This is a genomic window from Anaerolineales bacterium, assembly GCA_015075625.1.
GTDB lineage: Bacteria > Chloroflexota > Anaerolineae > Aggregatilineales > UBA2796 > UBA2796.
The window spans coordinates 1199225-1224365 of the sequence record JABTTZ010000002.1 but is presented as its reverse complement, the minus strand read 5'-3'; the positions used below and the strand labels follow the sequence as shown (position 1 = coordinate 1224365).

Genomic DNA, 25141 nt, shown 5'->3' with positions numbered 1-25141 from the left:
ATGATTATCCCGTCAAGCGCTCCCCACCACCCAACGACTCGATCAGGCTTACCGAAGGAGCGCCACCGGCAGCATCGGCGGGATTGGCGCTTGTCGTATCCTTGTTTTCAGCTTGGCGGCGGGCAACCTCGGCAATGAGCGCCTCTGGGCGGCGTTTCCAAATCTCCTCAATGGCTTTGTTGTAGCCAAAAATGGCGTAGGATGCTCCCTTGCCCACCGCCATGAGCGCCGCCTCAATCTGTTCTTTATTTCCCTTCAGGGCAATGCGTACCTTGTGTTTGTCAAAAACGACGCCCTCATAGCTTTTTCCGGTGGGAATCCCGTTTGTGCGGTGCTGCGTCACGGTGAGATAGACCCACACGATATCGCTCAGTTTCGTAATTTGCAATGTGCCATTCGTGTTGACCACCACCCAATGGGGAGTGATGTGCGTCCCGCCAATCGTGGTGTGGGGAGCGCCCATCTCGGCATCCACCGAGGGGGCAACCTGTTCCGGTATACCGAACCGTTGGAGGGATTTCATTGCCGAATGGGCAAAGGGTGTAGCGCTGTGAGTGATGCCGCGCACAATCGAGACAATGCCCACCGCGCCCATAATGCCGCCAAGTATTAAGCCAAGAATGCCCGAACCACGAAAATCGCGGGTGTTCATCATGAAGGGCAAAAACGCCTGACGAAGGGTGGGATCGTCGCGGAAAATGCTCTCCATCACCTCGCTTTGAACGTTGGCGGGAATCGTCTCCAACGTGCCGGTATACGTGGTGGGGAGAGGATCGGGCGCTTTGCCATTGACATAGACAAGCAGCAGTTGTCCGCCCATATCAAGGGCTATATAATGCCCATCGACGCGCTCTGTGCCGCTGCGGGAACTGCGGGAGATCAATTCCCAGCCCGTTTCATAGGCAGCCGCCCCCGTCGTCGTCACCCAATAGGTGAGTCCTTCCTCCGGGTTTTGAATGGCGGCAACTTGGCTAGGCGTGTAGGGCTGCGCCCCGCGCACAAAGTTGACAAGGTAGCGCCGAAAGATGACGACGGCTGCGATCACGCCGATGAGGATAACAACCCCGATGATGAATTCATTGCGAGCGCGACGGCGGATGGTTTGCGTCAAAAAGCCTTCCAATGATATGGATTCCCCCTTTTCCTTTCCTTCGCGTGTTCCTTCTCTACACGTCACACACTTGCCGCCTCGTCCCTTTGGGAGAGGGGTAAAAAAGGGGCAAAATGGATGTGGTATTTTGCCTCCTAAGCCCTGAAGGGCGGCTGCTTTCAGCCTATATGCTTTCGCGTATGGGAGCAGTTAAAAGGGTATATCATCGAAATCGTCCTCATACTCAACGGTTTCGGGGTCTATACGCAGCCATGTTCGCCCAATGCGGAACAGTTCGCCAATGATCAGTGGGACACGTTCGTTTTGGGGAATACGTACCTGTCCTAGATGTGTTCCATTCCGGCTGCCGAGGTCTTCTAAGAAAAATAAATCATCGACTATCGCGTAAATCACATTGGCATGGATGCGGGAGACTTGCGAATCATAGCCAATATGAATGGCACTTCCCTCTGCCCGTCCAATAGGGAGGACGAACGGTTTGGTAGTGGAAGGAACAGTCCATTCCATCGTTTTTCCGTCAAGCGGTCCGCTCATGAAGGTGATGCTGAAACGTTCTCGGCTCACAACCCCTCATCTGGTGAATTCATGTTTGGGTAGTTTAATTGGGCATTGTACCACACAGCGCAAACTCACGAGGGTGCGCTATAATCCCCCACCTATGAGACGTTGGCGATGGTTTTTTTGTTTTATAATCGGCGCTGGCGCGATGGGGTGGTTAGACACATCCCCAACGGCTGCCCAACCGCCCCCGCTCACAGCGCTACAAGCCGTGCGGGGGATGATTCCCGCCGGCGGCGACTCCCGTTGGCATATTGAGGGGCGCGGCGGGACGCGGCTTTCCCTTCGAGCAATGGCAATCAGCGGCGATCTTATCCCTTCTCTGCGGCTGCTTGCCGCTGATGGGGCGGTGATTGTCGAGGGGACATACCCTAGCTACCGCACAGCGGGCATTGACGACGCCGAACTTCCCGCCGATGGGCTGTACACGGTGGTCGTTGCCGCTGCCCCAGAATTCGCCAGCACACAGGGGGAATTCGCTTTGACACTCTCCCCTGGGTTTGGGATGGTGACCTTTGCCGAGACGTTCGATCCAACCGCCACCAGCCGCTTTCGCGTGTGGCGGACTTCGGCGGCGTCGGCAGTGATTGGCGGCGGGCGGCTGACGGTGACTATTCAAGGGGTGGACTCCTTCGCTTGGACAGAAGCGGGCGATTTACCCCCAATCCGCGATGGCTACTACGAAGCGACGATGACCCCTGATCCGCGTAATGGGCGGTGGGTCAGCGGGCTGATTTTTCGGGGGAGCGCTCAGGGCAGTGGTGGTGAGCGACTGAACGGGTATGTCTTTAGTGTCGATTCCAACGGGCGCTGGCGCTTTGCCAAAAGTACCCACAGCATCCTAACGACGATTCGGGGCTGGCGTCCGCTGCCAACACCGCTTTCGGAAACCTTCACTTTGGGAATGCGGGCGGTGGGGGAAACCTTCACGCTCTTTGTGAATGGGGCGCCGATCTTTGAGGTTGCCGATGAAAGCTACCCAGAGGGCGGCTTGGTGGGTGTCCTTGTAGGGACGGATGGGGAGGCAACCCGCGCGGCGGTCAGTTTTGATGGGATCATTCTCAGCCAAGCGCCCGAACAGCCCCCTGCCGCCGCACCCATCGAGCCGCCGCTCTCGCTTATAGCATGGGAAGGTACACCAGAAGCGATCCTCACTGAGTTACGGGCGGCGAGGATGTTTTCCAGCAGCCTTCAATCGCGCTTTGCCATCCCAGAGGCATATGTGACAAACAGCCTCCCTGGGGGGATTGTCTTTACCCCCTTAGGGCGTGGCGAGACAACCCGCGATCTGATCTATGGGGCAGCCGTCTCGTGGCAGACGGATAGCGAGAATACCGCCTGTGCTTTCAAATTTCGGGCGGTGACAAGCCGCGATTTCACCTTTGTCCACCTCGATAGACAGGGGGGCGTTGGGGCGCGGCAAGAATCGGCAGAGGAGACACGGTTCGCCACCTATGACCTGTTCCCCGCCGTGCGCCGCGAAAACGAGGCGACAAATCGCGTTCTGATCGTTGCCATTGGCAATGGGTTGGTTGTCTATGTCAATGGGGAACGGGTGATCCATGCCAACGCCACCCAAGGGGAAGGCGTGGTGAGCGTCGCTGCTTATAATTATGAGAAGGCACGCACTGTGTGTCTTTTTAGCCGCGTATGGCTGCAAAGCGTGACGCCCTTCGAGGGCATACGTTAAGGAGATACAAGGAGTCATTCTGTGACAGCACTTCCTTCCGAACAAACCATTGCTGTGATTTCCTCGTTTATGGAGCTTATGCGCGATCCTGACTGCGCTTCCACCCACTTTTATCAGAAATTGTTCGAGATCAACCCCTTGCTGCGTGATCTGTTCAAGGAGGATATGAAACTCCAAAAAGCAAAATTCATCCAACTGCTGACGATGATCATCCGCAGCATTGATGATTGGGAGCGGGCGACGCCGATGATTCACGCCCTTGCCGAACGACACAGCAGCTACGGCGTCCATCTGGCGGATTTTCGTGCTGGCGGCGAGGCGCTCATCTACGCGGTGAAAACATGCCTCGGTGAGGGATTTACATCAACCATCGATCAGGCTTGGCGCGAAGTCTATCGGCATATGGAAGCCGTCATGAGTGATGCCTATAACAGCATGGGCGCGGACGCGTGAGGCGTCTTTGGGGCATTCTTCTCGCCCTTCTTCTTACGTCCTGCGGGCTGGCAAACGAGCCGCCTATCGTCGTCACCGCGCCGCTCCCCACCATCACCCCGACGCCCCCCCCCGATGTGGGACGCCCTAGCGGACGCATTGATTTAGCGCGGGCGGCGGCAATTTTTGGCGGGGAGCAGGGCTGCGCAGCGTGTCATGGGGTGGCGGGCTTGGGTGATGGGCTTACGGCGGGGGCGTTCACTTGCCCTATGCCGCGCCTTGCCGACCCTACCGCCAACCGCAGTAAAACGATTTTGGCGTGGTTTGCCATGACTACGAACGGAAACAACGGCACACGCGAGTGTCTGATGCCCGCCTGGAACGGACGGCTGGATGAGCAAGCTCGTTGGGAGGTGACGAACTATGCTTATGCCCTTCAATACAAGGCGACGATGCTCCAGACGGGGGCGGCGGTATGGGCGCAAACGTGCGCGGCATGTCATGGCGCAGGGGGGAAAGCCGCTTCCGGCAAGACAATGCCCGATTTCAGCGACGCGGCAACGCTGATTACACTGAGCGATACGGCGCTTTTCCGGCGCATCACGGTGGGGATCAGCGGCGTTGAAGGTCACGCCTTCAGCGACACCCTCAGCGAGGATCAGCGATGGGCGGTGGCTGCCTACACGCGCTCCCTCGCCTGGGATCATGTGGAGGTCATTGGCGGGGGAAGCGCCGAAAGCCTACCGCTCCCCGCCGCCACCGAAGATGTCAGTCTGCCCCCGCCCACTGCCGCGCCCACCGCGCCGCCATTCTCCGATGCGTCGCTCACGGTGCGCGGGAAAATCACGGCGGGGACAGCCGGGGCAGCGCTGAGCTTGGGTGAAGGGCTGCCCCTCCAGTTGGAAGTGATCACCCCAACGGAGCAGGGCTTTCAGGCGGTGACCCGCCTTGAGAGGAAAAGCGATGCAGCGGGCGCCTTCAGCTTCCCCAACGTCCCCCGTCAGGGCGGCTACATTTACGTTGTCTCGGCGGCATACAACGGCATCACCCAAATTGGGACGCCCCGTCCCGCCCCGCCCAGTGGCGATAGCCTTGATCTAGTTCTCCCCCTCTATGATCTGACGGACGATCCCGCCGTGGTAGAGATTGAGATCGCCCGTCTGTTCATTGATTTTATCGGAGGGGATCGGGCGCTGGTGGAGGTTGCCCTGCGCTATCGGACGGTGGGGGATCGCCTTTACCAGAGCCGCGAACGGGGTGCGGATGGGCGGGCGATCACCTTTCGGCTGCCGCTCCCACGTGAGGCAACGGGAGTCAACCTAAGCGCGGATCAGGCGGAACAATTCACCCTTGTTGGTGGTGATTCGCCTGCCATTCTCAGCACCACTACGCTGCCGATGGGCGTCGCCGCGACGCTTCAATTTCAATTTTTGCTGGAGACCGGCGCTGAGGTGGCGCTTGATATGCCCATCCCCTACCGTCTGGCGGAACTGGGGGTGAATGTCCCCGGCGAGGGTCGGGCGGCGATTCGCGATCCGCGTTTCCTTGCCGGAACGCCCATCGCTCTGAATACAGGGGTGTATGATCGCTACGATCTTCGAGAGCCAATCAGCGGCGGCGGAACGCTCAGTTTCGTCGTCATACGAGGGGAGACCAACGACCAGCGCCCCGTCCTTGCCATCGTGATCACCCTCATGGCGTTTCTTTTGGGGGGGACTGCGGGGATCATTTTGCTGATGAACCGCCGCGATCAAATCACCGAAAGCGTCGATCACAGCGGGCAAGTGGCGGCGGCATTGGCAGCATTGGAACGGCTGCGGGCGACAGGGCGGCTCAGCGACGAGGACTACGAATCGCGGCGGGCGGCGCTTGAGGCTAGGGATAAGTCCTGATTCTCTTGTGAGCCGTTGAAACGAAAGACGCCTTAGCGCGTATTTCACCTTAACGCCCTACGCCCATTACCAGCAAACAGAAAGTAATACGATTCTATGACAACCCAAAACGGCAGCCGCCCAACAGCCATCCTTCGCGCCCGTGATCTGACGAAAGACCTCTCGCTTGGGGCGGAAGTGATCCACGCCGTGCGCGGAGTCACCCTCGACATCCATCGCGGCGAACGGGTGAGCATCATCGGACCCTCTGGCAGCGGAAAATCGACTCTACTTGGTCTGTTGGGCGGGTTGGATTCACCAACAAAGGGGATGATTGAGATTGATGGGGTTGATATTTCCCGTCTTTCCGAGGGGCGGCTGACGGAAATCCGCAATGAAAAAATTGGGTTCGTCTTTCAGTTTTTCAACCTCGTCCCAACGCTCACTGCGCTAGAAAACGTGATGCTCCCATTGGAATTTGCCCGCCGGCGGCAGTTTAACCCGCGCAAACGGGCAAAAGACCTTTTGGGGCAGCTTGGCTTGGGGGATCGCCTTCGCCACCGCCCGGCACAGCTTTCCGGCGGGCAGCAGCAGCGCGTTGCCATTGCCCGTGCGCTGGCAAACAACCCCCCGCTGCTGCTTGCCGATGAACCGACCGGCAACCTTGATAGCGAGGCAGGGGGGGTTGTCCTTCAGGCATTGGCAGATATTCAAAAGCAGATGGGGACTACGGTTGTGGTCGTCACCCATGATCCAAGCATTGCCGAACAAATGGAGCGCGTGTTCACTCTGGTGGATGGACAAATTCTTTCGGTGCGGGCGGGGCGAGGCTGATTGGTAATATGACGACGACTTTTATGTTATAGTAGGGGCATGAAGACCCAACCCACATTACCTCCCCAAGAGGGCTTACAAACACGACTGGCGGAACAGCTTTCCAGTCGTGCGCGGCTGATCACCATTGTGGCAATTTTGGCGTTGATCTTGGGGATCATCACAGACACGATCTCCAAATTTCTGAACGCCCATGCCAATGTGATTAACCTCTCGCGGACAGTGGTCGCCGAGTTTGATGAATTTTTGGCACGGGTGGATGGTGACCTGAAGGCGGTCAGCGATGGGTTGGTGGTTGCTCCGGCGGTGGATTTGGCACTGCGCGATACGATCATTCGTATTCCGGTGATCACCTCGCTGCGCATTGCCAACCTCAATGGGACGGTGGTGGCAGACCGCCGCCGCAGCGGGCGCGGACAGGTGAACGTCCGCATCCCCATCCCATGGAAAGAGACCATCCAAAAGCGGCAGACCTATGTCAGTGGTGTTTACACTGATCTCGGCGCCCCAATGGTCGATATTGTTGTCCCTATTGACAACGAAGACGACAAAATTTATGCGGCGCTGATCGCCCGCATCGATATTACAGGGTTGTGGAGCAACGTCGCCAGCATCCGCGAGGTGGATAACCGGTTGGGCTATGTGGCACAAGGCGATGGGCGACTCCTCATTTACCGTGATATTGAGCTCGTCTTGGAAGGGGTCAATGTGGCTGACCGCATCGGGCAGACCCCTCAAGAGTTAGGGATACCCCGTGCTTTTAATCTGATTCAGGGCTTTGAGGGTGAATTAGCCCTTGCTTATGCTGCTCGTATGAAAACCGTTCCCTGGTATGTCATTGTGGAGCAGCCATTAGGGATGGCGATTCAAAGTTCGTTGGGGACGACGATCCTGTATTTGATCGGCTTTGTCGTTGTGGGGACACTCCTTGTGCGGCATCACCGCTTTACCGAAACCAGCATCGTCCGCCCCCTACGCGAACTGCGCAAGGGTGTGGAGAAATTCCGCGAAGAAAGCCTTGATACGCGGATTACCCTTTCAAATCCGCAGCAAAATGAGATTGGGCTGCTGGCGAATATCCTCAACAGCATGGCAGAGCGCTTGCAGATGCGCACTGAACAATTGATTTATGCACGCAACAAAGCCGATGAAAGCTCCCGTCTGAAGGCGGAATTCGTCTCCACCATGTCCCATGAATTTCGGACACCCCTAAACGCGATTTTAGGCTTCACCAGTATTCTCCTTGAAGGGATGGGCGGCGAGATGGACGACGATGCCCGACACATGATCACACGGGTCGGTGTGAACGCTGCCTCACTCCGAGAAATGATCAGCGATTTTCTTGATCTCTCCCGCATTGAGGCAGGACGGATGGATATGATCGAAAGTCCACAGTCCCTTTCGGCACTGGTCGATATCTGGGTGACCCAGCATGAAATCCTTGCTAAAGACAAGCATCTGGCACTTGAGGTGTTCCTCGATCCAACCCTCCCTGATATGATTCTTTCCGATGGCGAACACCTAACAAAAATCGCCCGCAACTTGCTCTCCAACGCGATCAAATTCACCAAAGAGGGGAAAGTCACCCTCAGAATAAATCATCTTGGGACGGATCAATTTATGATCCAAGTGGAAGATACAGGGATCGGAATTCCACCGCACGCCCACACCATTATTTTTGAAGAATTTCGGCAGGTTGATGGTTCTACCCGCCGGCAGTTTGGCGGTACGGGCTTGGGGTTAGCGATCTGTCAGCGGTTGACTAAATTGTTGGGAGGGACAATCACCCTTCACAGCGCGATAGGAGTAGGCAGCATCTTCACTGTAACCCTTCCCTTAAAGCCTGCCACACCTACCCAGTTGGAAAAGACAGCAGCCACGTAATCCCGCTGCTGGTGGTACAGGTATGCGTCTAAAAATGGATGGGGAAAACCAGGATGGCGATTTCAAAAACAGTGCTTATGGGGTGGAAGGTCGTTGTCATTGATGATGAACCGGATAGCCTTGAAGTGGCAACGCGCATCTTGCGCTATTACGGCTCAGCAGTGACCACTGCTCAAAATGGGATGGAAGGCATTGAGCGTATTCGTGAGGTGCGTCCTCGTTTTGTGATTTGCGATCTCTCTATGCCGGAACTGGATGGGTGGGGGGTGATTACCATCCTCAAAATGGATGACACCCTACGCGATATTCCAGTGATCGCCCTGACAGCTCATGCCCTTCTAGAAGATCGGACGCGGGCGATTGCCGCTGGCTTTCATAATTACCTGACCAAACCGCTCACGGCGGCAACCTTTATGGGTGAGCTTTTGAATTTATTGATTGATATTCCCGGCTTTGATATGCTGCGGACAGAAAGTGGTACACCATGACAGAACCATCTCGCCATCCCCAAATCTTGATCGTAGAGGACGATGCTGACGGGCAAGAGGTCATTAGGCGCATCCTTCGTCACCACCACCTTGAGGCATCGTTTGCCCATTCCGCCGAAGAAGCCCTTGAGCGCCTCAGCGAACATACCTACCGTGTTGTCATTCTCGATCTTGCCCTGCCGGGTATGGATGGTTGGACTCTGTTTAATCGCCTTCAGCACGATCCCACCACGAAAGACATCCCCTGTTTTGCCGTGACGGGGTTTCACGCCCCCGATCTGGCATTAAAAGCGCTGCGATCTGGCTTTGCTGGCTACTTTTCTAAGCCGCTTGATATGACAGCCTTCGTTGGCGAGGTGCGGCGCGTCTTGCTAGGTGGGGTGTGATCGCCCAACGCGGATTGTTTTTCGCGCTGGATGCTGTTCTTCTCCTTGCCGGCTGGTGGCTGCGCCCGCCAGAACTGCCGCGCCAACCCTATTACCTCGGTTTTCTAATCACCTTTCTTGTCTTCGCCGCCTTGCTTGCGTGGGGGGGGGCGGGCTTCCCCGGATTTTCCGCCTCCATTGGCGGCGGGAAAGGGATTATGCTTCTTTTTCTGGGGATGTTTGCCCTGTGGGGGATGTTCTCCCCAACATGGTCGCGCTATCCCACCCAAAGCGCCACAGCGGGCGGGCAGTTTTTGCTGGTCTTTCTGTTTGCCGTTGTTGCCGCCTGCGCCCCCTACCCGCCGCGTCGGGCGGCGCATGTTCTCATTGCCGGAGCGCTCTTTCAAGCCGTGATCGTGATCGCTCAGGCGCTTCTTCAGCACCCCGTAGGGCTGACCCTTTTCGGGGAATTTGAACTGCGCAGCGGCTTCAAAGGGATGAGCATCCTTCGGGCGGGAGGGGCGGTTTGGCTGCGCCCCTATGGGCTGACGATCCATCCCAACGTGATTGCTGGCTACCTAACGGTGGGGCTTTTGGCAATGACGGCGTGGCTGTACGGCGGGGAATCGCCCGCCCTTCCCCGCTGGTGGGGAATCGTCCGCGTGCTGTGCGCAGGGGTCGTCTTTGGGGCGCTGTGCCTCACCTTTAGTCGGGGGGCGTGGGTGGCGTTCCTCGGTGGGATGGCGCTCATCTGCCTTGCCATGCGGCGGCGGGGTGCGCCACGCCTTGCTACGCGGCGGCTTGCCCTTGCGGGCGGCGCTCTTGGCGTGGTGGGACTTCTCTTTGTCGTCGGGTACACCCCCTTTCTCTTGGCGCGGGCGGGTGTTGGCGGGGAAACGACAGAACTGCGCTCTACGACAGATCGCCGTATTTTCATTGAGATTGCCGCCGATCTGATTGCCCAAAAGCCGCTGCAAGGTGTGGGTGTGGGGGCGTTCCCCTGGGAGGCACGCGATTGGCTGCTTCGTTCGCCCTACCGCACCCTCCAAGCGCAAAACGTCCACAACGTCCCCTTACTCATCGCCGCTGAGTTAGGGCTAATCGGGTTAGGGTTGTGGGGAGGGGCTGTCATCAGCGGGGGATGGGCGGGCTGGCAGCGGGCGCGTGACCCCTATGCCATTGGTGTGGCGGCGGGGGCGGCGGCACTGCTTGCCATTGGGCTGATCGATCACTACCCACACGCCATTCTTCCGATGGTATTCTTAGCGTGGGGGCTGATGGGGATACAGACAACGCAGCAAGGACACGCTGGAAGGAAGCATCCCCCCACGACGCCGACTTATTAGGATACGCCTACAACACATTTACGGCGGGAAAACGGGCTATGCTGTCTTTTCTTCTGCGCCGCCTTGCTCGGCTGCTGGTGACAGTTTGGTTAGCGGCAACCTTCGCCTTCCTTCTCTCTTGCCTTATCCCCAGCGATGCGATCACGGCACGCCTTGCCGCCAGCGGGGCAACCGCCAACCAAATTGAGGCGCGACGGCAGGCGCTCGGTTTAGCTGATCCGCCCCTTGTTCAATACCTCCGTTTGGTGGCGAATCTAGCGCGGGGTGATCTGGGTATCTCGCTGATCACGGGGCGTCCGGTGTTGGATATGCTGCGCGAACCATTGGGAGCGACCCTCCTCTTGGCGGGTGCGGCACTGCTCGTCACCCTGACGGTGGGGATCAGCCTCGGCATGGCGGCGGCGCTCTCCGAACGGCGGGCGGTGCGTTGGGGGGCATCCCTCGCCGCCATCCTTGCGCTGGCGACGCCCGTCTATTGGTCGGGGACGCTTGCCATTTACTGGATCGCCGTCCGATTGCGCTGGCTGCCTTCAACGGGGAACGGCTCTGATCTCCGTTTTCTGATTCTGCCGAGTTTGGTCTTGGGCGTTGCGGGCGCGGGGGGCATTGCCCAGATCACAGCGGCGGCACTGCGCGAGATGCGCCTGGCGACGTTCGTCATGACGGCGCGGGGCAAAGGCTTGGGCGAAGGAATAATCCGGCGGCGGCATATGTTCCGCATGGCAATCGGGCTGATTGCTTCTGCTGCCGCACTCCAATGGGGGTTTTTGATCGGCGGCGCCGTCGTCACTGAGATGATTTTCGTTCGTCCGGGCATTGGGCAAGTGTTGCTCGGCGCGGTGAACGATCAGGACATGCCCGTTGTCGGCGGGGTGGTCGTTTTGAGCGCTATCGTTTATGGGATTGCGGGGATGGCTGCCGAGGGTATCGCCCTCTTAGCCGACCCGCGCCTTAGAGGGTCTGTGGTGGAGTAGGGGCGCAGGGTATGCGCTCGTGTGCGCCCGCCGCTAAAGCAGCGGGCTAAGATTGACCACCCTTTCGGGGCTTAGAAACCCCATCGCCATAGAATCTAGTGAGGTTGTACGCCGTCACTTAAAGCGGATTCAATCTGCGTTACCCACGTGTGAAAATTACATCGTTCAGCAATCTGTGTCCGTGCCGCTTCGCCCATGCGCTCTGGCAGATCGGGCGAGATGATCCATTCACGGATCGCCCCCGCCAGCGCCTGAACGTCTGTCATAGGGACAAGCCGTCCAGTGACGCCATCAACGATCACATCCGCCGTCCCCCCCCGATCCGCCGCGATCACCGCTCGCCCGCGCCAGCCCGCCTCGACAACGGGCATCCCAAACGGTTCGGCAAGCGGTGGGTAGACGACGAACGCCGCCCGATCATACCAGTCGTCGCGCTCAGTGTCCGAGACGAACCCGCTGAATTGGACAGCCGCCCCCAACCCTAAGGAGGTGACCTCCGCCCGCAGCAAGGCTTCCTCGCTCCCCGTGCCGAGGATCACCACGCGAAACCCGCCCAACTCCCCCGTCTCGGCAAGCTGCTTCACGGCACGGATCGCCGTGATCACATTTTTGATCGGCTCAAGGCGGGTGGGGATGAGGATCAATGCGTCGGGCTGAGCCTTCTTTGAAACTGTTAAAGGCGGGGCGTCCATTCCCGCCCAAATAGGAATCACCGCCGCCTTCGGTGCATAAATTGCTCTGATCTTCCCCGCCATGTAGGGTGTTGGGGTGAGGATCACATCGGGGCGACGGGCAGCCCGCTGATCAAGGGTGCGTTGGAGCGCTGAACGGACCCCATAGGGCAGCAAAACATGGGGATCGCGCAGCAGGCGCAGCCGTCCCCACCACCCCTGATAGAGGGGATCATGCGCCGTGCGGTAGCCGTGTGCGCCGAAATTGGGGGCATCAGCATAGAGAATGGCGGGATACAGGTTGCGCTTTGGCTCAAAGCAAAGCCACACCACCCGCACCCGACGGGGGAGCGCCGCCACCCACAGCGGGGCGGGAAAATTCACCGCGATCACGGCGTCATAGGCGCTGAGCCGCTCACGCAGCGTTCGGCGCATCGCCAGCAGCCCGACGAACCCCTGATGGTAGCCGCGCCCGCCAAGTAGGATCAGCCGAACGCCGAGAGACGAAGGATCGGGGAAGTAGGCGTGATCATAGGCGGCGGTGTAGAGATCGACCCGGTGACCACGCCTCGCCAACCCCGTCAATCCATTGATCAGGTACTGTTCCGCCCCCCCCCGTTCGGCAAAGGAGGGATGGACAACGGCAATAGATCGGCGCGGCGGCATGATCAGTGACAGCGGCTAGGTGTTGGCAAGCTCTTTTTTCAGGTCTTCCAACGCTCGCCCAGAAATCCAGCGGTTAGCGTTCGCCGTGATAATGGCGCTTTGCAAAATTCCTTCTTGGTCAATGAGGAATAACCCGCTTTTCTGAACAAGGGAGAGGAACGCCTTATCCAGCGAGAAGGTGTTGTACGCCTCACCATCGGTATCATGAAGGACAACGAGTTCGGGCGGTGTGTTCAAAGACCGAACAAGCCGTTCTGCCTCTTGCCGTGTGCCGGGTCCAATGACAATAGATTGAATATTCTTGGCAGCAAGGGGGGGCGCATTTTCTGCCATTTTCTTCACAAATTGGCGACACTGCATACAGTTAAACGCCCGCATAAAAAAGACAATGAGCGTTTTTTGCCCTTTGTAATTGCTCAAGGAGACGCGCTCGCCTTTGTCATTGGAGAGGACAACCTCTGGCGCAGGGGTTTGGGGGTGCAGTTGATCATTGTTCGTCATAAAGTCTTTCCCCTAGGGTCTTATTGCTGGATCAATGATCTCAAAAGGGGCGGCTGACTGCCCATAAATAACTTGTAAAAGTCACCCCCGTGACGTTTTCATAGGCGGATTAAGTGCGTGCGTCTCTCTGCGTATGTCCCCGGCGCTTTAGCGTCGGGCTAAAAACAAGGTTTAATCTTTCCCTGATCTCAGCCCCGCCCATTAGGGCGGGGATCATCATGGTACGGACGCTCTAAGCGTCCCTCTTTGCCGCACGCACGGCGGCAGCCGCATCAATCACGCCGGCGTTTTGGCGCTGAACAGGTATGTTGGGGAGCGGCGCTGCCGTCGCCATCAGAATCTCTTTGATTGCCGTTGGTGTCAGACGAGGATTTGCCTCAATCATGAGCGCCGCCACGCCCGCTACCACCGCCGCCGAAACAGACGTGCCATCCACATGCTGATGGGTGGAATCGATGATTTTGTGCGCGTTGATCCGTGCTTGGAGCAGAGCGTAGGTCTTTTCATCGGGCTTGAAGGCTTGCCCCCGCGAAAGGCTGAGATCGCCATAGCCAGAGAGGAGCATCTGATCGATGGTCGCCTTGTCCCGCGCCCGCAGCATCATTGCCAGCCAACGCGCCTCCCGCGCCATGCTGGAACCGGGTAGGATGGGCGAGGCAACCCACGCCGCCAGCGCGGAAACTTCCGGTTTGGCGGTCTTGTCGTATGCCGTCCCATAGTTATGGTGGTAGAGCGTCCACTGCGTCCGATCCAATTGGTTGTGGTCGTCGTAACCGCCGACGGTGATCGCTTCGGGGGCGCTGGCGGGCGGCACTAAACTGTGGGCGTTCGCGTTCCCCGCCGCAATCGTGACGACCATCCCTGCCTTATGCAGATCGTGGACGGCACGGTGAAGGGCATAATCGGGATCATCATTCGGATCGTCGCCGCCTACCGAGACATTTACCACCCGCACCCCAAAGCGGGCATGATGTCGCAGCAGCCAACGCATCCCCCGCAAAATGTCCGGCTCTTTGATCCGCCCTTGCAAGTTGCTCACTTTGATCAGGATTAATTTTGTGTCGGGGGCAATACCCCGATAGAGCCGCCCTTGCGAGGTGCGCCCATCGCCCGCCGCGATCACGCTCGTCATTTGCCCGTGCCACGAGAAATCGCGGTCATGGAAATAGCGTGTGCGCTCGATGATCCGCTCCGTTGTGGCGTCTACATGGGCAAGGACGCGATCCAAAATTTCTGGGTGAGGGGAAAAGCCAGAATCGATGAACGCCATGACCACGCCTCGTCCGGTGAATTCCGGCGGGGCGTTGATCCTTTCCACAACGGGGTGCAGGGTAAAGGTGCTGTCGGTGTGTGGGTAATTAGGCTGAAACATGGGCAGGGTAATGATGATCTCACTTCTCGTCTTAGCCGTGTCGTCGGGCAATCACAATTTGGTTCACGCCAAGCGAACGAGGGGTAAGCGTTGTCTGGGTAAGCACCTGAAGCAGCGCCGGCAGACCAAAGAGGGCGAATTGGAGTTTTGTTGGAATCCCTTTTACGTAGGGGACATCCCACAAACCATCGCCAAAGTGCCGCAAAATACGGAAGCCCGCGTCCTTTGTCCATGTGCGCCATTCGGCTGGCGCTTGCACATTGATATGGGTGGGGTCTTTGCCGATTGCATCAGTGAAGGGGTCTTTCAGACGGCGCAGCGGGTAAATTGGGTTCGGCGTGGCATAGAGCAGCAAGCCCCCCGGCTTGAGGATGCGGTAGACCTCGTGGAGCGTCTGCTGGGGATCGGGCAGGTGTTCGACAAGGTGTAAGGCGACGACAACGGCGAATTCGCCATCTTTGAAGATCGAGAGATCATCGGCGCTTTGCACCATAGCGCGGGCGCGGGGGGCGTTTTTGCGCGTCTCGTGGACGGCGTATTCGGCAAGGTCTATCCCCACGCAGTCGAAGTCATCCTGAAGCAAGCCGATCAGGTGACCCAACCCACAGCCCATCTCCAGCAATTGCCCGCCCCCCTTCGGCGCATAGCGGCGCACTAGGGCGGCATAGTAGCGGCGGGCGAACCAATACATGCTAAAGCGCCCCAAGGGGCGATCTGCGTAGTTATGGCTTTGGAAGTAATGCTCGCCGTATTCCTCAATCGGGATACGGGGATTGCCATTCGGTGTTATCTCGCCCATCATGCTCATTCGTTAGCTCTTGCCTGTAGCCTTGTAAGTACGAGTCTGCGTCCGCCGCTAAAGCAGCGGGCTAAATGGATCACCCCTTTGGGGCTTGGTGAGATGCCCACCCCCTTGCCACGCACCCCGTAGGGACGCTCCTTGGGCGCCCGTCTGACCTTTATCATTGGGGACGGATTGCACACACAGCCTACTCAAAGCGGATGCGCGGGTCAAGCCATGTGTACATGACATCGACCATGATGTTCCCCAAAATGAGCAGCACCGAGTAGAAGATAGTGACTCCCACCAAAAGGGTGTAGTCCCGCGCCGCAATGGAATCGACAAAGGTGCTGCCCAAGCCGGGTACGGCGAAAATCCGCTCCACGATGAGCGAACCCGTGACCGCCCCAGCAACCAGCGGACCCAAAATGGTGACGACGGGAATCAAAGCGTTCTTCAGGGCGTGAAGGTAGATGACGACGCGCTCTTTCAAGCCCTTTGCCCGCGCTGTGCGGATATAATCATCGCGCATCACTTGCAGCAAACTGGCGCGGGTCAGCCGCGCTAAGCCGGTTGCCAGCCCCGTCCCCAAGACCATGATCGGCAGAATTGCCCGGCTGAGAAACTCTGGGTCAAAGAGATTCGGATTTCGCCAAACGGTGGGGTTCACCCCCGGCAGGATACCTAACTTGTTCACGAAGATGATGATCAGGGCGGGTCCTAAGATGAGCGTTGGAATTGCCCCGACGACGACGACCAAAAAGGTGATGGTGTAATCCACCGAGGTGTTGCGGTAGACGGCGGTCAGCACGCCAAGAGGGACGCCAATGAGGAAGCCGATGAGGACGGAATACATCCCCAAGCGGAAGGAGGTGGGCATCAGATCGCCAATGATTTCCGTCACAGAGCGGAACTGCTTGTTCGCCGCCATCGAGGGACCAAAATCTCCACGCATGACGTTGTTCAGATATTGAAAAAACTGGCTGCGGAACAGATCAGAGTAAAGGACGTTACGGCTTTCTAAGCAGCGCGTTGCCTTGCCCTCGAACTGCTCGGTAGATTCCTTCCGTTCGGTGACGCCGCGCACAAGCTGCCAGCCCTCGTAGACATCCTCAATCGGCTGCACCACTTGATCGGCAGGGGAAACGCCGCGCCGCAGCATCTCGCAATCGGGCAGCGCATCGGAGCGGACAACTAACGTCTTGCCATCGTCAGGGCTTTTCCCATCGCTCGGCAAATTCAGCAGAAAGGGCATATCCAGCCCAAAACGGGCGTTCAGCAGGGCGATATCCCGCGCCGAACGGCTTTTTGATCCCGTGTTATCGAACGGTCCGCCGGGGACGGCACGCATCAACCCATAGTTGATCAGAATAATCCCAAAGAGGACGGGAAGGGCGACCAAAATTCGGCGCAAGACAAACTTGATCATCCCTACGCCGGTGAACAATTTGAGCGTGGAAAGCAGCCCACGCAAGATCGAGTCGATCATGGCGCTAACTCCCTGCCTTCAAGGTACTTTCCAGAAGGTAGCCTTGCTGAACCCCGCAGGCGACCTCAACATAAACGAGAGGGTCGTCGTCGTCAAACTGGTTGCGGGTCGATTTCAAGACGGTCACCGTGGTGTTTTCTTTACAATCGCCTAGCGGGGCGGTGCTGGCATCGGGGACGCTGTAGAGTGGCGCTCCCTCGCTTGCCGACACCGAGGGTTTATCGCCGCGCTTGTATTTGGCAAGGTTCACTTCGGCTGCCCACCCCTCCCCCTGACACTGTACCTTGTAGTAAATCAGGGGATCGGAGGGGTCGCTAGGGTTCTTTGAAATATCCAACACTTTCACATTCGTATTGGGGAAACACGTACTGGCGCCGGGAATCCCTGGACGGAACGGACCCGCTTGGGGCGGCAGGGAGACGGCAACCATTTCCGAAATGTTGATCAGAACGGCGGTATCGCCAATCTTGAACTTCGTATCGAGGGCAAGCGGGGTGGGCGTTAGCGAGGGGATGGGCGTGTCTGTGAGGGTGATAAACAGCCTGTCGTTGGCAGTACAGGCAAGAATCGCGCTCAGCAGCATTGTCAGGGCAAAGGAGAGCGCAAGGGTGGCTTGGTATTTCGTTGGTTTTAGAAACAGCGGTTTCAAGAGCATCGTTGGTTAGCTTCCCCGCAGACTTGGATCAAGAGCATCACGCAGACCATCACCGAGGAAATTGAACGCCAAAACAGTTGCTACAAAGACCAACCCAGGCGCAAGGATCAAATGGGGCGCAGAGCCAAAGCCCCGCGTTTGGGCGTCTTGGATCATCGCCCCCCAACTGGGGGTTGGCGGGTTGATCCCAATTCCTAAATAGCTCAGCGCCGCCTCGGTGAAGATAAAGCCGGGAATGGCTGTGCAGGCAACCACCACAAGGGGTCCCATAATGTTGGGCAGCACGTGAAAAATGATAATACGGCGGTTTTTGGCGCCCATCGCACGGGCAGCCTCCACATATTCGCGGTTTTTGGCGGAGAGCGTCTGCCCCCGTGCCAGCCGCGCCACCCCGATCCAACTGAGCATCCCAATGACGATGAACAGGAAGAACAGCCCGCCCATCGAACGGTCAAGGGCGATTAACCCCCGAAAAATAGGCGATGCTTTATCCGGTTCGGCGGCAACCGATTTGACAAAGGTTTGGATCAAGATGATGAAGGCAAGGTCGGGAAAAGCGTACATAAAATCGACAAAGCGCATCATCAGGTTATCAATCTGCCCGCCGTAATAGCCGGCAATCAAGCCATACATGACGCCGAGGAACATGCTTGTTGCCGCCCCAACCAGCCCCACCGCCAGCGACACCCGCGAGCCATACACCACACGGCTAAAAACATCCCGTCCCAAACTATCCGTTCCGGCGACGAAACACCACTGGGGGTTTAGACGGCGAATGTCTTGGGTGCAGGTCATGGGGTCGGCGTAGGACATCCCCTTCCCCTTGTGCTGAAAGATGGGGTCGTCCACAAAGCCCACTGATTTCAGAAAATCTGCGCCAATGGAGACCGTGAGCAAAAGGACAATGAAGATGAGCGACAGCACGGCGAGTTTATGGCGCTTGAACTGCTGCCATGCGTCACCGAGGGGGGTTCGGGTCTTGACTTCTTCCTGACGAAGTGAGACGGGTTTTGCCGAGGATGCCACCGCCATAGGGCTGCCTTTCCATTAGACGAACACGCGAGTCGAACCAGCCAGCAGGTGGGGGGTGATCCGCATCCGATGCATTGGTTAGGGTGCGGATTGCCCCCTTGTGATTAAGGATAGTGGCTTAGGATGCCAAATGGCAAGCGACCCAATGCCCAGGCGCAACCTCACGCAGTTCCGGCTCATCGCGGAAGCACGATTCGATGGCGACGGGGCAGCGCGTGTTGAAGTTGCAGCCAACGGGCGGATTCGCTGGACTTGGCACATCCCCACGCAAGATGATCCGCAGCCGGTCTGCCTCCGATTCGGGATCGGGAACGGGGACGGCGGAGAGCAGCGCCTGTGTATAGGGATGGCGCGGGTTGGAGTACACCTCGTCGGAGGGTCCTATCTCGACAATCTTGCCTAGATACATCACCGCCACACGGTTACAGATGTGGCGCACCATACTCAGATCATGGGCAATAAAGACGTAAGTGAGGTTGAATTCTTTTTGAAGGTCTTGCAAAAGATTGACAACCTGCGCCTGAATCGAGACATCGAGGGCGGAAATCGGCTCGTCAGCGACAATCAGCGAAGGACTGAGGGCAAGGGCGCGGGCAATCCCAATACGCTGGCGCTGCCCACCGGAAAACTCATGCGGATAGCGATTGACGTAATAGGGGTTCAAGCCCACTTTTTCCATCAGGAATTGAACGCGATCCATGCGTTCCTTCGGCGTCCCGATGTTGTGAACAAAGAGCGGCTCAGAGATGATCCGTCCAACAGACATACGCGGATTCAGGCTGGCATAAGGGTCTTGGAAAATCATCTGCATGTTGCGGCGCATTTTGCGCAGTGTCTCGCCCTTCATCGTGGCAAGTTCAACCCCATCAAATTGGACGCTGCCCGCTGTTGGGCGGTAAAGCTGAAGGATGGTGCGTCCGGTGGTTGATTTTCCGCAGCCGCTCTCGCCCACCAAGCCAAGCGTTTCACCTTTGTAGACATCAAAATCCAGCCCATCAACGGCTTTGATCGCGCCGACCTCGCGCTGGATGATGAACCCTGCTGTAATCGGAAAGTGTTTCTTCAATCCCCGGACGCGCAGCAGCGGCTTCGTCCCTTCCTCAATCGGGGGGCGTGTGGTGGTGGTAGGTGTTGGGTTAAGCACGGCTCGGAACTCCCTGTCGAATATCAACGTGGCACGCGGCGAAATGGTTGGCTTTCCCGCCTTCAACAGGCAAAAGGAGGGGCGTCTCGGTTTCGCATTTATCAACTTTGAACACACAGCGCGGGGCAAAGGGGCAGCCCACAGGCTTCTTGCGCATATCCGGCGGCGAGCCTTCAATGGGCGTCAGCCGCTCACCGCGTTTGTCAATGCGCGGGATCGACCCCCGCAGCCCAAGTGTATAGGGATGACGGGTGTCTTTGAAAATTTCGGTGACGGGTCCGCGTTCGACAATCGTCCCCCCATACATAACCTGAATGGTATCTGCCAAGCCCGCGATCACGCCGAGGTCATGGGTGATCCAAATCATCGCCATCCCCAATTTATCGCGCAGGCGCTTCACAAGGTCGGTGATCTGCGCCTGAATGGTCACATCCAACGCCGTTGTCGGTTCGTCGGCAATGAGCAGTTGGGGGTTGCACGAAAGCGCCATAGCGATCATCGCCCGTTGGCGCATCCCGCCGGAAAATTGATGGGGGTAATCGTCAAGGCGTTTGGCGGCAAGCGGAATACCGACCATCGCCAAGAGTTCGGCGGCACGGTCACGCGCCTGTTTGATGTTCATACCGAGGTGCAGTTGAAGCGCCTCGGTAATCTGTTTACCCACCGTCAGAACGGGGTTGAGCGAGGTCATTGGGTCTTGGAAGATCATGGCGATCTCTGCGCCGCGTACCTTGCGCATTTCCTCTTTGGAAAGTTTTAGCAGATCGCGCCCACGAAAGAGAACTGTCCCCGCTTCAATTTTTCCCGGTGGGCTTGGGATCAGACCGAGGATGGAGAGGGATTGAACGCTTTTGCCGCTGCCGCTCTCTCCTACAATGCCGAGGGTTTCGCCTTCGTTTAGGGTGTAACTAATCCCATTAACGGCGTAGACTTCCCCCTCTTGGGTATGAAACCGCGTCGTGAGGTCTTTGACCTCCATCAAAACAGCCAATGTAACTACTCCTTGCTGGATTGCATGTAGCGACTAAGTATGAATACTTTTAGAAACATGCAGGAATTACCATTTCGGATGGTTGGCGGATTTTAATGCGCCCCGCCATACCCCGCAAGGGGTTTCCCGAAAAGGGCGGTGAACAGTAACTGTTTACGGTGATTGGCGAATTCTCTGCATCCTACCCCTGAATGAGGTACATTTAGAGGCGTTTTCGGCACATTTTTGATAGGAAAGAAGATTTTTTATGGTCAATCCAGCCCCGCACGACCCTACCCCCCGCGAGGTGCTGCCCGATTTGCGCATTGTCCCCATCGGGTCGCTTGTCCCCCACGAAATCCACGACGATCAGCGCTCCGCGCCGTTGATCAAACGGATTGAGGCAAGCGGCGTCTGGCTCAACCCGCCCATCGTCGCCCCCATGGACGATGAACGCTACGTCATTTTGGATGGGGCAAACCGCCACCACTGCCTCAAAACACTTGGTTACCCCTATATCCTCGTCCAAGTGGTCGATTACGAATCGGGGTTTGTCAAATTAGAGACGTGGCATCACATCGTCAGCGGCATGTCGTGGTTCGAGTTTCTGCGGCGGCTGCGTGAAGTCCCCGCCCTAACGCTGAACGGGATGGATTTGCTCACGGCGCGGGCGGCACTGGCGCGGCGAGAGGTCTTGGCGTATACCGTCCTTGCCGATAACCGCGCCTATACACTGGCAGCAGAGGCAGTGACCCTCGCAGACCGGACGCGGGTTCTCAACGAGATTGTCGATGCCTATAAAACACGCGGGGTTCTCAACCGCATCAATACCGATCAGCTTAGCACAGCGCGAAAGCTGTACCCCGATGCAGTGGCGATCATTGTCTTTCCCCGCTACGAACCACCAGAAATCGTCGTGGCGGCGCGGGATGGCGTTCACCTTCCACCCGGAATCAGCCGCCATATCATCTATGGACGGGCAATGCGTCTGCACTACCCGCTCAGCGCACTGCGTGACGATGGCGAGACGTTAGAGGCGAAAAATGCTGCCCTTCAACTGTGGGTTCAAGAGCGCACCGCCGCCAAACGCATCCGCTACTACGCCGAACCGACGTACCTGTTTGATGAGTAATCTCGCTGTCATTAGGCAAAGAAAGCACGATGAACATTTCGTTTTTTGATCAGCACGATGTCCCCCAAGCCCGCAGTGCGATTCGCATTGAATCCCTCACGGCGACGCCCTACCCTGATGGGTGGCGGGTGAAGATCACCCTCAACGTGACGCCCTTTCAAGAGCGCCCCAGTCTTGAGCTTGAGGTATGGCGGGGGGAGGATCGTATCGCGGAGATGAGCATCATTGAGACGATGCATAAGGCGATGGAATTCACCGTTCACATTCGGGGGGTCAGTTCCCCCTTTGGGGACTACAAGGCGGAGGCGGCGCTTTACTACGAGGATCGCCTTGCCCCGCAGCACCGCCTTAGCACAGCGTTCACCATCTCGCCGGAGGTTTTGGCGGCGCTCAGACCACAATCAAGCGCAAGGCAAGACGTCGAACCACCAGAGGACGAGGACGGTACGCCCTAGCCGTCGATTAGGAAGAACCCCTATCCGCCATTCCCCACAGGCGGGCAAATGGCGGATACCGTGCGCCCCTACAGGATGCCGGGAATGGGGCGGGGCGAAAGCCCACGCGCTAGGACTAGCCGCCCTTTCGGGGCTTGGAAAAACAGACCACTGTTATTTACTCACCTTAGGCACAGACCCTCACCCCCTAACCCCCTCTCCCGCCACGCGGGAGGAATCTGCACTTTTGGCCCTCAAACTGCCCCTTTCGACGAATACGGGGTGAACAAACCCAACTGCGTAAGGTGAGTTATTTATCCTAAGCCCCAACGGGGCGGTCAGCACTAGCCCGCTGCTTTAGCGGCGGGCTAGTGGGGGAAAGGCTAGACTACCTGCGAAAGCGCCCCCAACACCACCGGCAGAAGTTGCTTCTTCCGAGACACCAATCCGGGCGCGTCCAACGTCCCATCGTCCAAGCGGACGTAAGGCAGCGAGGCGATCAGCCGCGACGGGGCGGCGACGATCAAACGGCTGTTGCCGCGCACGACATCGGTCACCATGAGCATACTCATCGCCAGTTCTCGCGTTTGGCTCAAATCCTCTAGGGCGCTGCGCAGCGCGGCAAGGTGATCGGCAATCTCGCTGAGGTTTGCCGTCTCCACCTGGGCAATGCCCACCCTGCCCCCGCCCACCTCGTAAAATTTTAGATCAGCGTTGATCATCTCCGCCGCCACCCGTCCGCCCATGCCAGCGCCCGCCGCCAACATCGCCTCGCCCAAGTCGTAGATCGCTGTCTCGCCGCTCAAGCCCGCCATTGCCGCCAGTTTTCCAGCGGCGGCGCGATCCCGCTCGGTGGTTGTGGGCGAACGAAAAACGAGTGTATCGGAGAGAATCGCACATAACAGCAAGCCGGCAATCGGGGCGGGAAAGGTCAGCCCGCGCTCCAACCCCCGCTCAGCAACAAGGGTTGCGCAGCAGCCGACGGGTTCGATCAGGAAACGGATGGGCATCGCCGTCGGCATCGTGTCCAAACGGTGGTGATCCAACACCTCCACGATCTCGGCGTCCTCTAAACCCGGGACCGCCTGCCCAAGTTCGTTATGATCGACCATGACCACCTTCCGGCGCGGCGGGGCAAGCAGCGCCGATTTGCGGCACATGCCAGCATAGCGCCCTTCCTCATCGGTGATGATGAATTCATCCTGATCGGCACGCATTGCTTGGGCAATCACATCGCGGATGCGTTCATTCGCCTTCAGCATGACACCGCCGGGGTCAACGGTCTGCTCCGCCGGACTGCCTAGTGTGTTGGCGAGGGCGATCACCGAGGTAGAGCTAAGCGCTTCGGCAAGGCTGCCAAACAGCCCCGCCCCAGAGACAATGCCGACGGGGATGCCCGCCGCGTTATGAATCGGGACAGAACGCCGCGTCTTGGCAATCGTCTGAATGGCGGTCAGCAGGGTTGCCCCCTCGTCAAGCGGGGGAATTCGCTCAATGATTGCCCCCACCCGCCCCCACACATCCCCCACAAGGGGCGGCGGCTCTACCCCGAAGCGTTTCAAGACATACGCCGTTTGCGGGTTGACCTCGCCCGTTCGTCCGGGGCTGTAACGCCCGCCTTCGCCCCCGTTCAACACCCACGCATAACCTACCGCCGAGGCAATGGCGTCGGTGTCTGGGTTGCGGTGTCCAATGACCAAAATCGGCTCGCTGCTCAGCGGTTTATCCACAATGAGTTTCCTACTTTCTCCCTATGATTGAGCAATCGCCCTACACATCCTGATTGGCTTAGGCTATGATTCTAATCTGAGATGGACGAAAAAGGATAGGATTGCCACACGGATGAAACGACTTGTCTTAGCCGGACTCCTCGCTGCCCTTCTGATTGGGACATTCGCCCTCGGCGGGGGCAGATACCCCACACAGGCACAATCCCCCACGCGGGATCGCTGCCGTGACGAGTTGGGAAACGAGATTTGCACCCATTTTCTAGAAATTGATGGACGGGTGAATCCGGCGGACGCGCTGGCAACCATCGCGGGCTACTGTCGGGCGGGCGGGTCGGTAGAGGTGTGGGGCATTTACGCCAGTGTTGGGCAATACCTGTTCACCGCCTCCCAAGCGCAAATTGTCGATGCATTGGCAAAAGCCCAGGGGCTAGGGACGCCGATCACCGTGAATGCGCTGAATGGGCGTTCCCTCTCGGCGCTGCCATCGGCTCTGCTCCAACTCTACGGGGATGGCTATGCCTATACCTTTTCGGGAGAACTCTGCGGGATTCCCGTCCCCCCACCTTCAAAGAATACGTCTGGGGTGGTCTTTCCCCCACAGGAGACACCGCTTCCCCCGAAAGCCAATGTGACGCCGCTGCCCACCCTTCCGGCAACGTCCTTCACCTACTTGCGCTCACTGGGGGGACAGCCAATGCTGGTGCTGCCGCCGGATTTCAAACTGCGGACACAAAACTACGTCCTGCTCAATTACCGTTCCCAACCCGTGATTAGCCAAGAAACCTATTTGGGGCAGATTCCTTCTGGAACGGTGCTGCGTGTCTTGGCGCGAGAGGCAACGGGCGCCTGGCTGTTTGTCCTATATGAGGGGGAATACGTGTGGGTGGCGCGGGCTTATACGATGATCCCCGATGAGATCGCCGCCTCGATTCCACTCTTGGTGGTGGAAGAACCTAATTAGGGCGATCTGATTCCCCCCCGCCCCCGTGCTAAAGCGCGGGGCTTAGAAGG

The 25141-nt window shown here is 58.0% G+C and carries 24 protein-coding genes; 12 read left to right on the top strand and 12 right to left on the bottom strand.

Features of this window, described 5'->3' with window-relative positions; translation table 11 throughout:
- Positions 1-4: 4 nt before the first annotated feature.
- Positions 5-1111: a hypothetical protein gene (locus HS103_13880; GenBank protein ID MBE7513891.1), complete on the bottom strand. Its 1107-nt coding sequence runs from the start codon at positions 1109-1111 to the stop codon at positions 5-7.
- Between the two features lie 189 nt (positions 1112-1300).
- A complete protein-coding gene (locus HS103_13875) occupies positions 1301-1675 on the bottom strand; it encodes an FHA domain-containing protein (GenBank protein ID MBE7513890.1) in 375 nt (124 codons plus the stop codon).
- A gap of 142 nt (positions 1676-1817) precedes the next feature.
- Here HS103_13875 and HS103_13870 point away from each other — a divergent pair, with 142 nt between their 5' ends.
- The 9 genes from HS103_13870 to HS103_13830 all read left to right on the top strand — a co-directional run bounded on the left by HS103_13870 (position 1818) and on the right by HS103_13830 (position 11553).
- Entirely contained in the window at positions 1818-3359 is a 1542-nt protein-coding gene (locus HS103_13870) for a hypothetical protein (GenBank protein MBE7513889.1), read from the top strand.
- Positions 3360-3380: 21 nt separating this feature from the next.
- Positions 3381-3812, top strand: coding sequence for a hypothetical protein (locus HS103_13865; protein ID MBE7513888.1), 432 nt, complete (start codon positions 3381-3383; stop codon positions 3810-3812).
- Positions 3809-5683 carry a c-type cytochrome gene (locus HS103_13860; GenBank protein ID MBE7513887.1) on the top strand — a complete coding sequence of 625 codons (1875 nt, stop codon included), beginning with the start codon at positions 3809-3811 and terminating at the stop codon, positions 5681-5683. The genes HS103_13865 and HS103_13860 overlap by 4 nt, the downstream gene beginning before the upstream one ends.
- A gap of 96 nt (positions 5684-5779) precedes the next feature.
- Entirely contained in the window at positions 5780-6496 is a 717-nt protein-coding gene (locus tag HS103_13855; protein ID MBE7513886.1) for an ABC transporter ATP-binding protein, read from the top strand.
- Between the two features lie 39 nt (positions 6497-6535).
- Positions 6536-8380, top strand: a complete 1845-nt coding sequence (locus HS103_13850) for a HAMP domain-containing protein (GenBank protein ID MBE7513885.1) — start codon at positions 6536-6538, stop codon at positions 8378-8380.
- Positions 8381-8433: 53 nt separating this feature from the next.
- A complete protein-coding gene (locus tag HS103_13845; GenBank protein MBE7513884.1) occupies positions 8434-8868 on the top strand; it encodes a response regulator in 435 nt (144 codons plus the stop codon).
- Positions 8865-9254, top strand: a complete 390-nt coding sequence (locus HS103_13840) for a response regulator (protein ID MBE7513883.1) — start codon at positions 8865-8867, stop codon at positions 9252-9254. The genes HS103_13845 and HS103_13840 overlap by 4 nt, the downstream gene beginning before the upstream one ends.
- Entirely contained in the window at positions 9251-10579 is a 1329-nt protein-coding gene (locus HS103_13835) for an O-antigen ligase family protein (GenBank protein ID MBE7513882.1), read from the top strand. Before HS103_13840 ends, HS103_13835 begins: the two co-directional genes overlap by 4 nt.
- A 38-nt stretch (positions 10580-10617) precedes the next feature.
- Entirely contained in the window at positions 10618-11553 is a 936-nt protein-coding gene (locus HS103_13830) for an ABC transporter permease (GenBank protein MBE7513881.1), read from the top strand.
- A 95-nt stretch (positions 11554-11648) separates the two neighbouring features.
- Here HS103_13830 and HS103_13825 read toward each other — a convergent pair whose 3' ends face one another.
- The 9 genes from HS103_13825 to HS103_13785 all read right to left on the bottom strand — a co-directional run bounded on the left by HS103_13825 (position 11649) and on the right by HS103_13785 (position 20855).
- The gene (locus HS103_13825; GenBank protein ID MBE7513880.1) at positions 11649-12890 is read right to left on the bottom strand and encodes a glycosyltransferase family 4 protein; all 1242 of its coding nucleotides are present in this window, start codon (positions 12888-12890) and stop codon (positions 11649-11651) included.
- A 15-nt stretch (positions 12891-12905) separates the two neighbouring features.
- Complete coding sequence (locus tag HS103_13820; protein MBE7513879.1) at positions 12906-13391, bottom strand: redoxin domain-containing protein; 486 nt, start codon at positions 13389-13391, stop codon at positions 12906-12908.
- A gap of 232 nt (positions 13392-13623) precedes the next feature.
- A complete protein-coding gene (locus tag HS103_13815) occupies positions 13624-14814 on the bottom strand; it encodes a S8 family serine peptidase (protein MBE7513878.1) in 1191 nt (396 codons plus the stop codon).
- The gene (locus HS103_13810) at positions 14795-15565 is read right to left on the bottom strand and encodes a methyltransferase domain-containing protein (protein ID MBE7513877.1); all 771 of its coding nucleotides are present in this window, start codon (positions 15563-15565) and stop codon (positions 14795-14797) included. The genes HS103_13815 and HS103_13810 overlap by 20 nt, the downstream gene beginning before the upstream one ends.
- Before the next feature lie 187 nt (positions 15566-15752).
- Entirely contained in the window at positions 15753-17033 is a 1281-nt protein-coding gene (locus tag HS103_13805; protein MBE7513876.1) for an ABC transporter permease, read from the bottom strand.
- 4 nt (positions 17034-17037) lie between these two features.
- A complete protein-coding gene (locus HS103_13800; GenBank protein ID MBE7513875.1) occupies positions 17038-17688 on the bottom strand; it encodes a hypothetical protein in 651 nt (216 codons plus the stop codon).
- A 6-nt stretch (positions 17689-17694) separates the two neighbouring features.
- Positions 17695-18720 (bottom strand): ABC transporter permease, encoded by a 1026-nt coding sequence (locus HS103_13795; GenBank protein MBE7513874.1) that lies wholly within the window; start codon positions 18718-18720, stop codon positions 17695-17697.
- A gap of 118 nt (positions 18721-18838) precedes the next feature.
- A complete protein-coding gene (locus HS103_13790) occupies positions 18839-19825 on the bottom strand; it encodes a dipeptide ABC transporter ATP-binding protein (protein MBE7513873.1) in 987 nt (328 codons plus the stop codon).
- A gap of 31 nt (positions 19826-19856) precedes the next feature.
- Positions 19857-20855 carry an ABC transporter ATP-binding protein gene (locus HS103_13785; GenBank protein MBE7513872.1) on the bottom strand — a complete coding sequence of 333 codons (999 nt, stop codon included), beginning with the start codon at positions 20853-20855 and terminating at the stop codon, positions 19857-19859.
- Positions 20856-21102: 247 nt separating this feature from the next.
- Between HS103_13785 and HS103_13780 the strand changes: the two genes are divergently transcribed.
- Positions 21103-21966 carry a ParB N-terminal domain-containing protein gene (locus tag HS103_13780; GenBank protein MBE7513871.1) on the top strand — a complete coding sequence of 288 codons (864 nt, stop codon included), beginning with the start codon at positions 21103-21105 and terminating at the stop codon, positions 21964-21966.
- Positions 21967-21995: 29 nt separating this feature from the next.
- Positions 21996-22421: a hypothetical protein gene (locus tag HS103_13775; protein MBE7513870.1), complete on the top strand. Its 426-nt coding sequence runs from the start codon at positions 21996-21998 to the stop codon at positions 22419-22421.
- Positions 22422-22783: 362 nt separating this feature from the next.
- On the opposite strand, the gene HS103_13770 is transcribed toward HS103_13775, so the two are convergent.
- A complete protein-coding gene (locus tag HS103_13770; GenBank protein ID MBE7513869.1) occupies positions 22784-24130 on the bottom strand; it encodes a DHH family phosphoesterase in 1347 nt (448 codons plus the stop codon).
- 112 nt (positions 24131-24242) lie between these two features.
- Here HS103_13770 and HS103_13765 point away from each other — a divergent pair, with 112 nt between their 5' ends.
- On the top strand, positions 24243-25091 hold the full coding sequence (locus tag HS103_13765; protein ID MBE7513868.1) for an SH3 domain-containing protein: 849 nt from the start codon (positions 24243-24245) through the stop codon (positions 25089-25091).
- Positions 25092-25141: the final 50 nt, after the last annotated feature.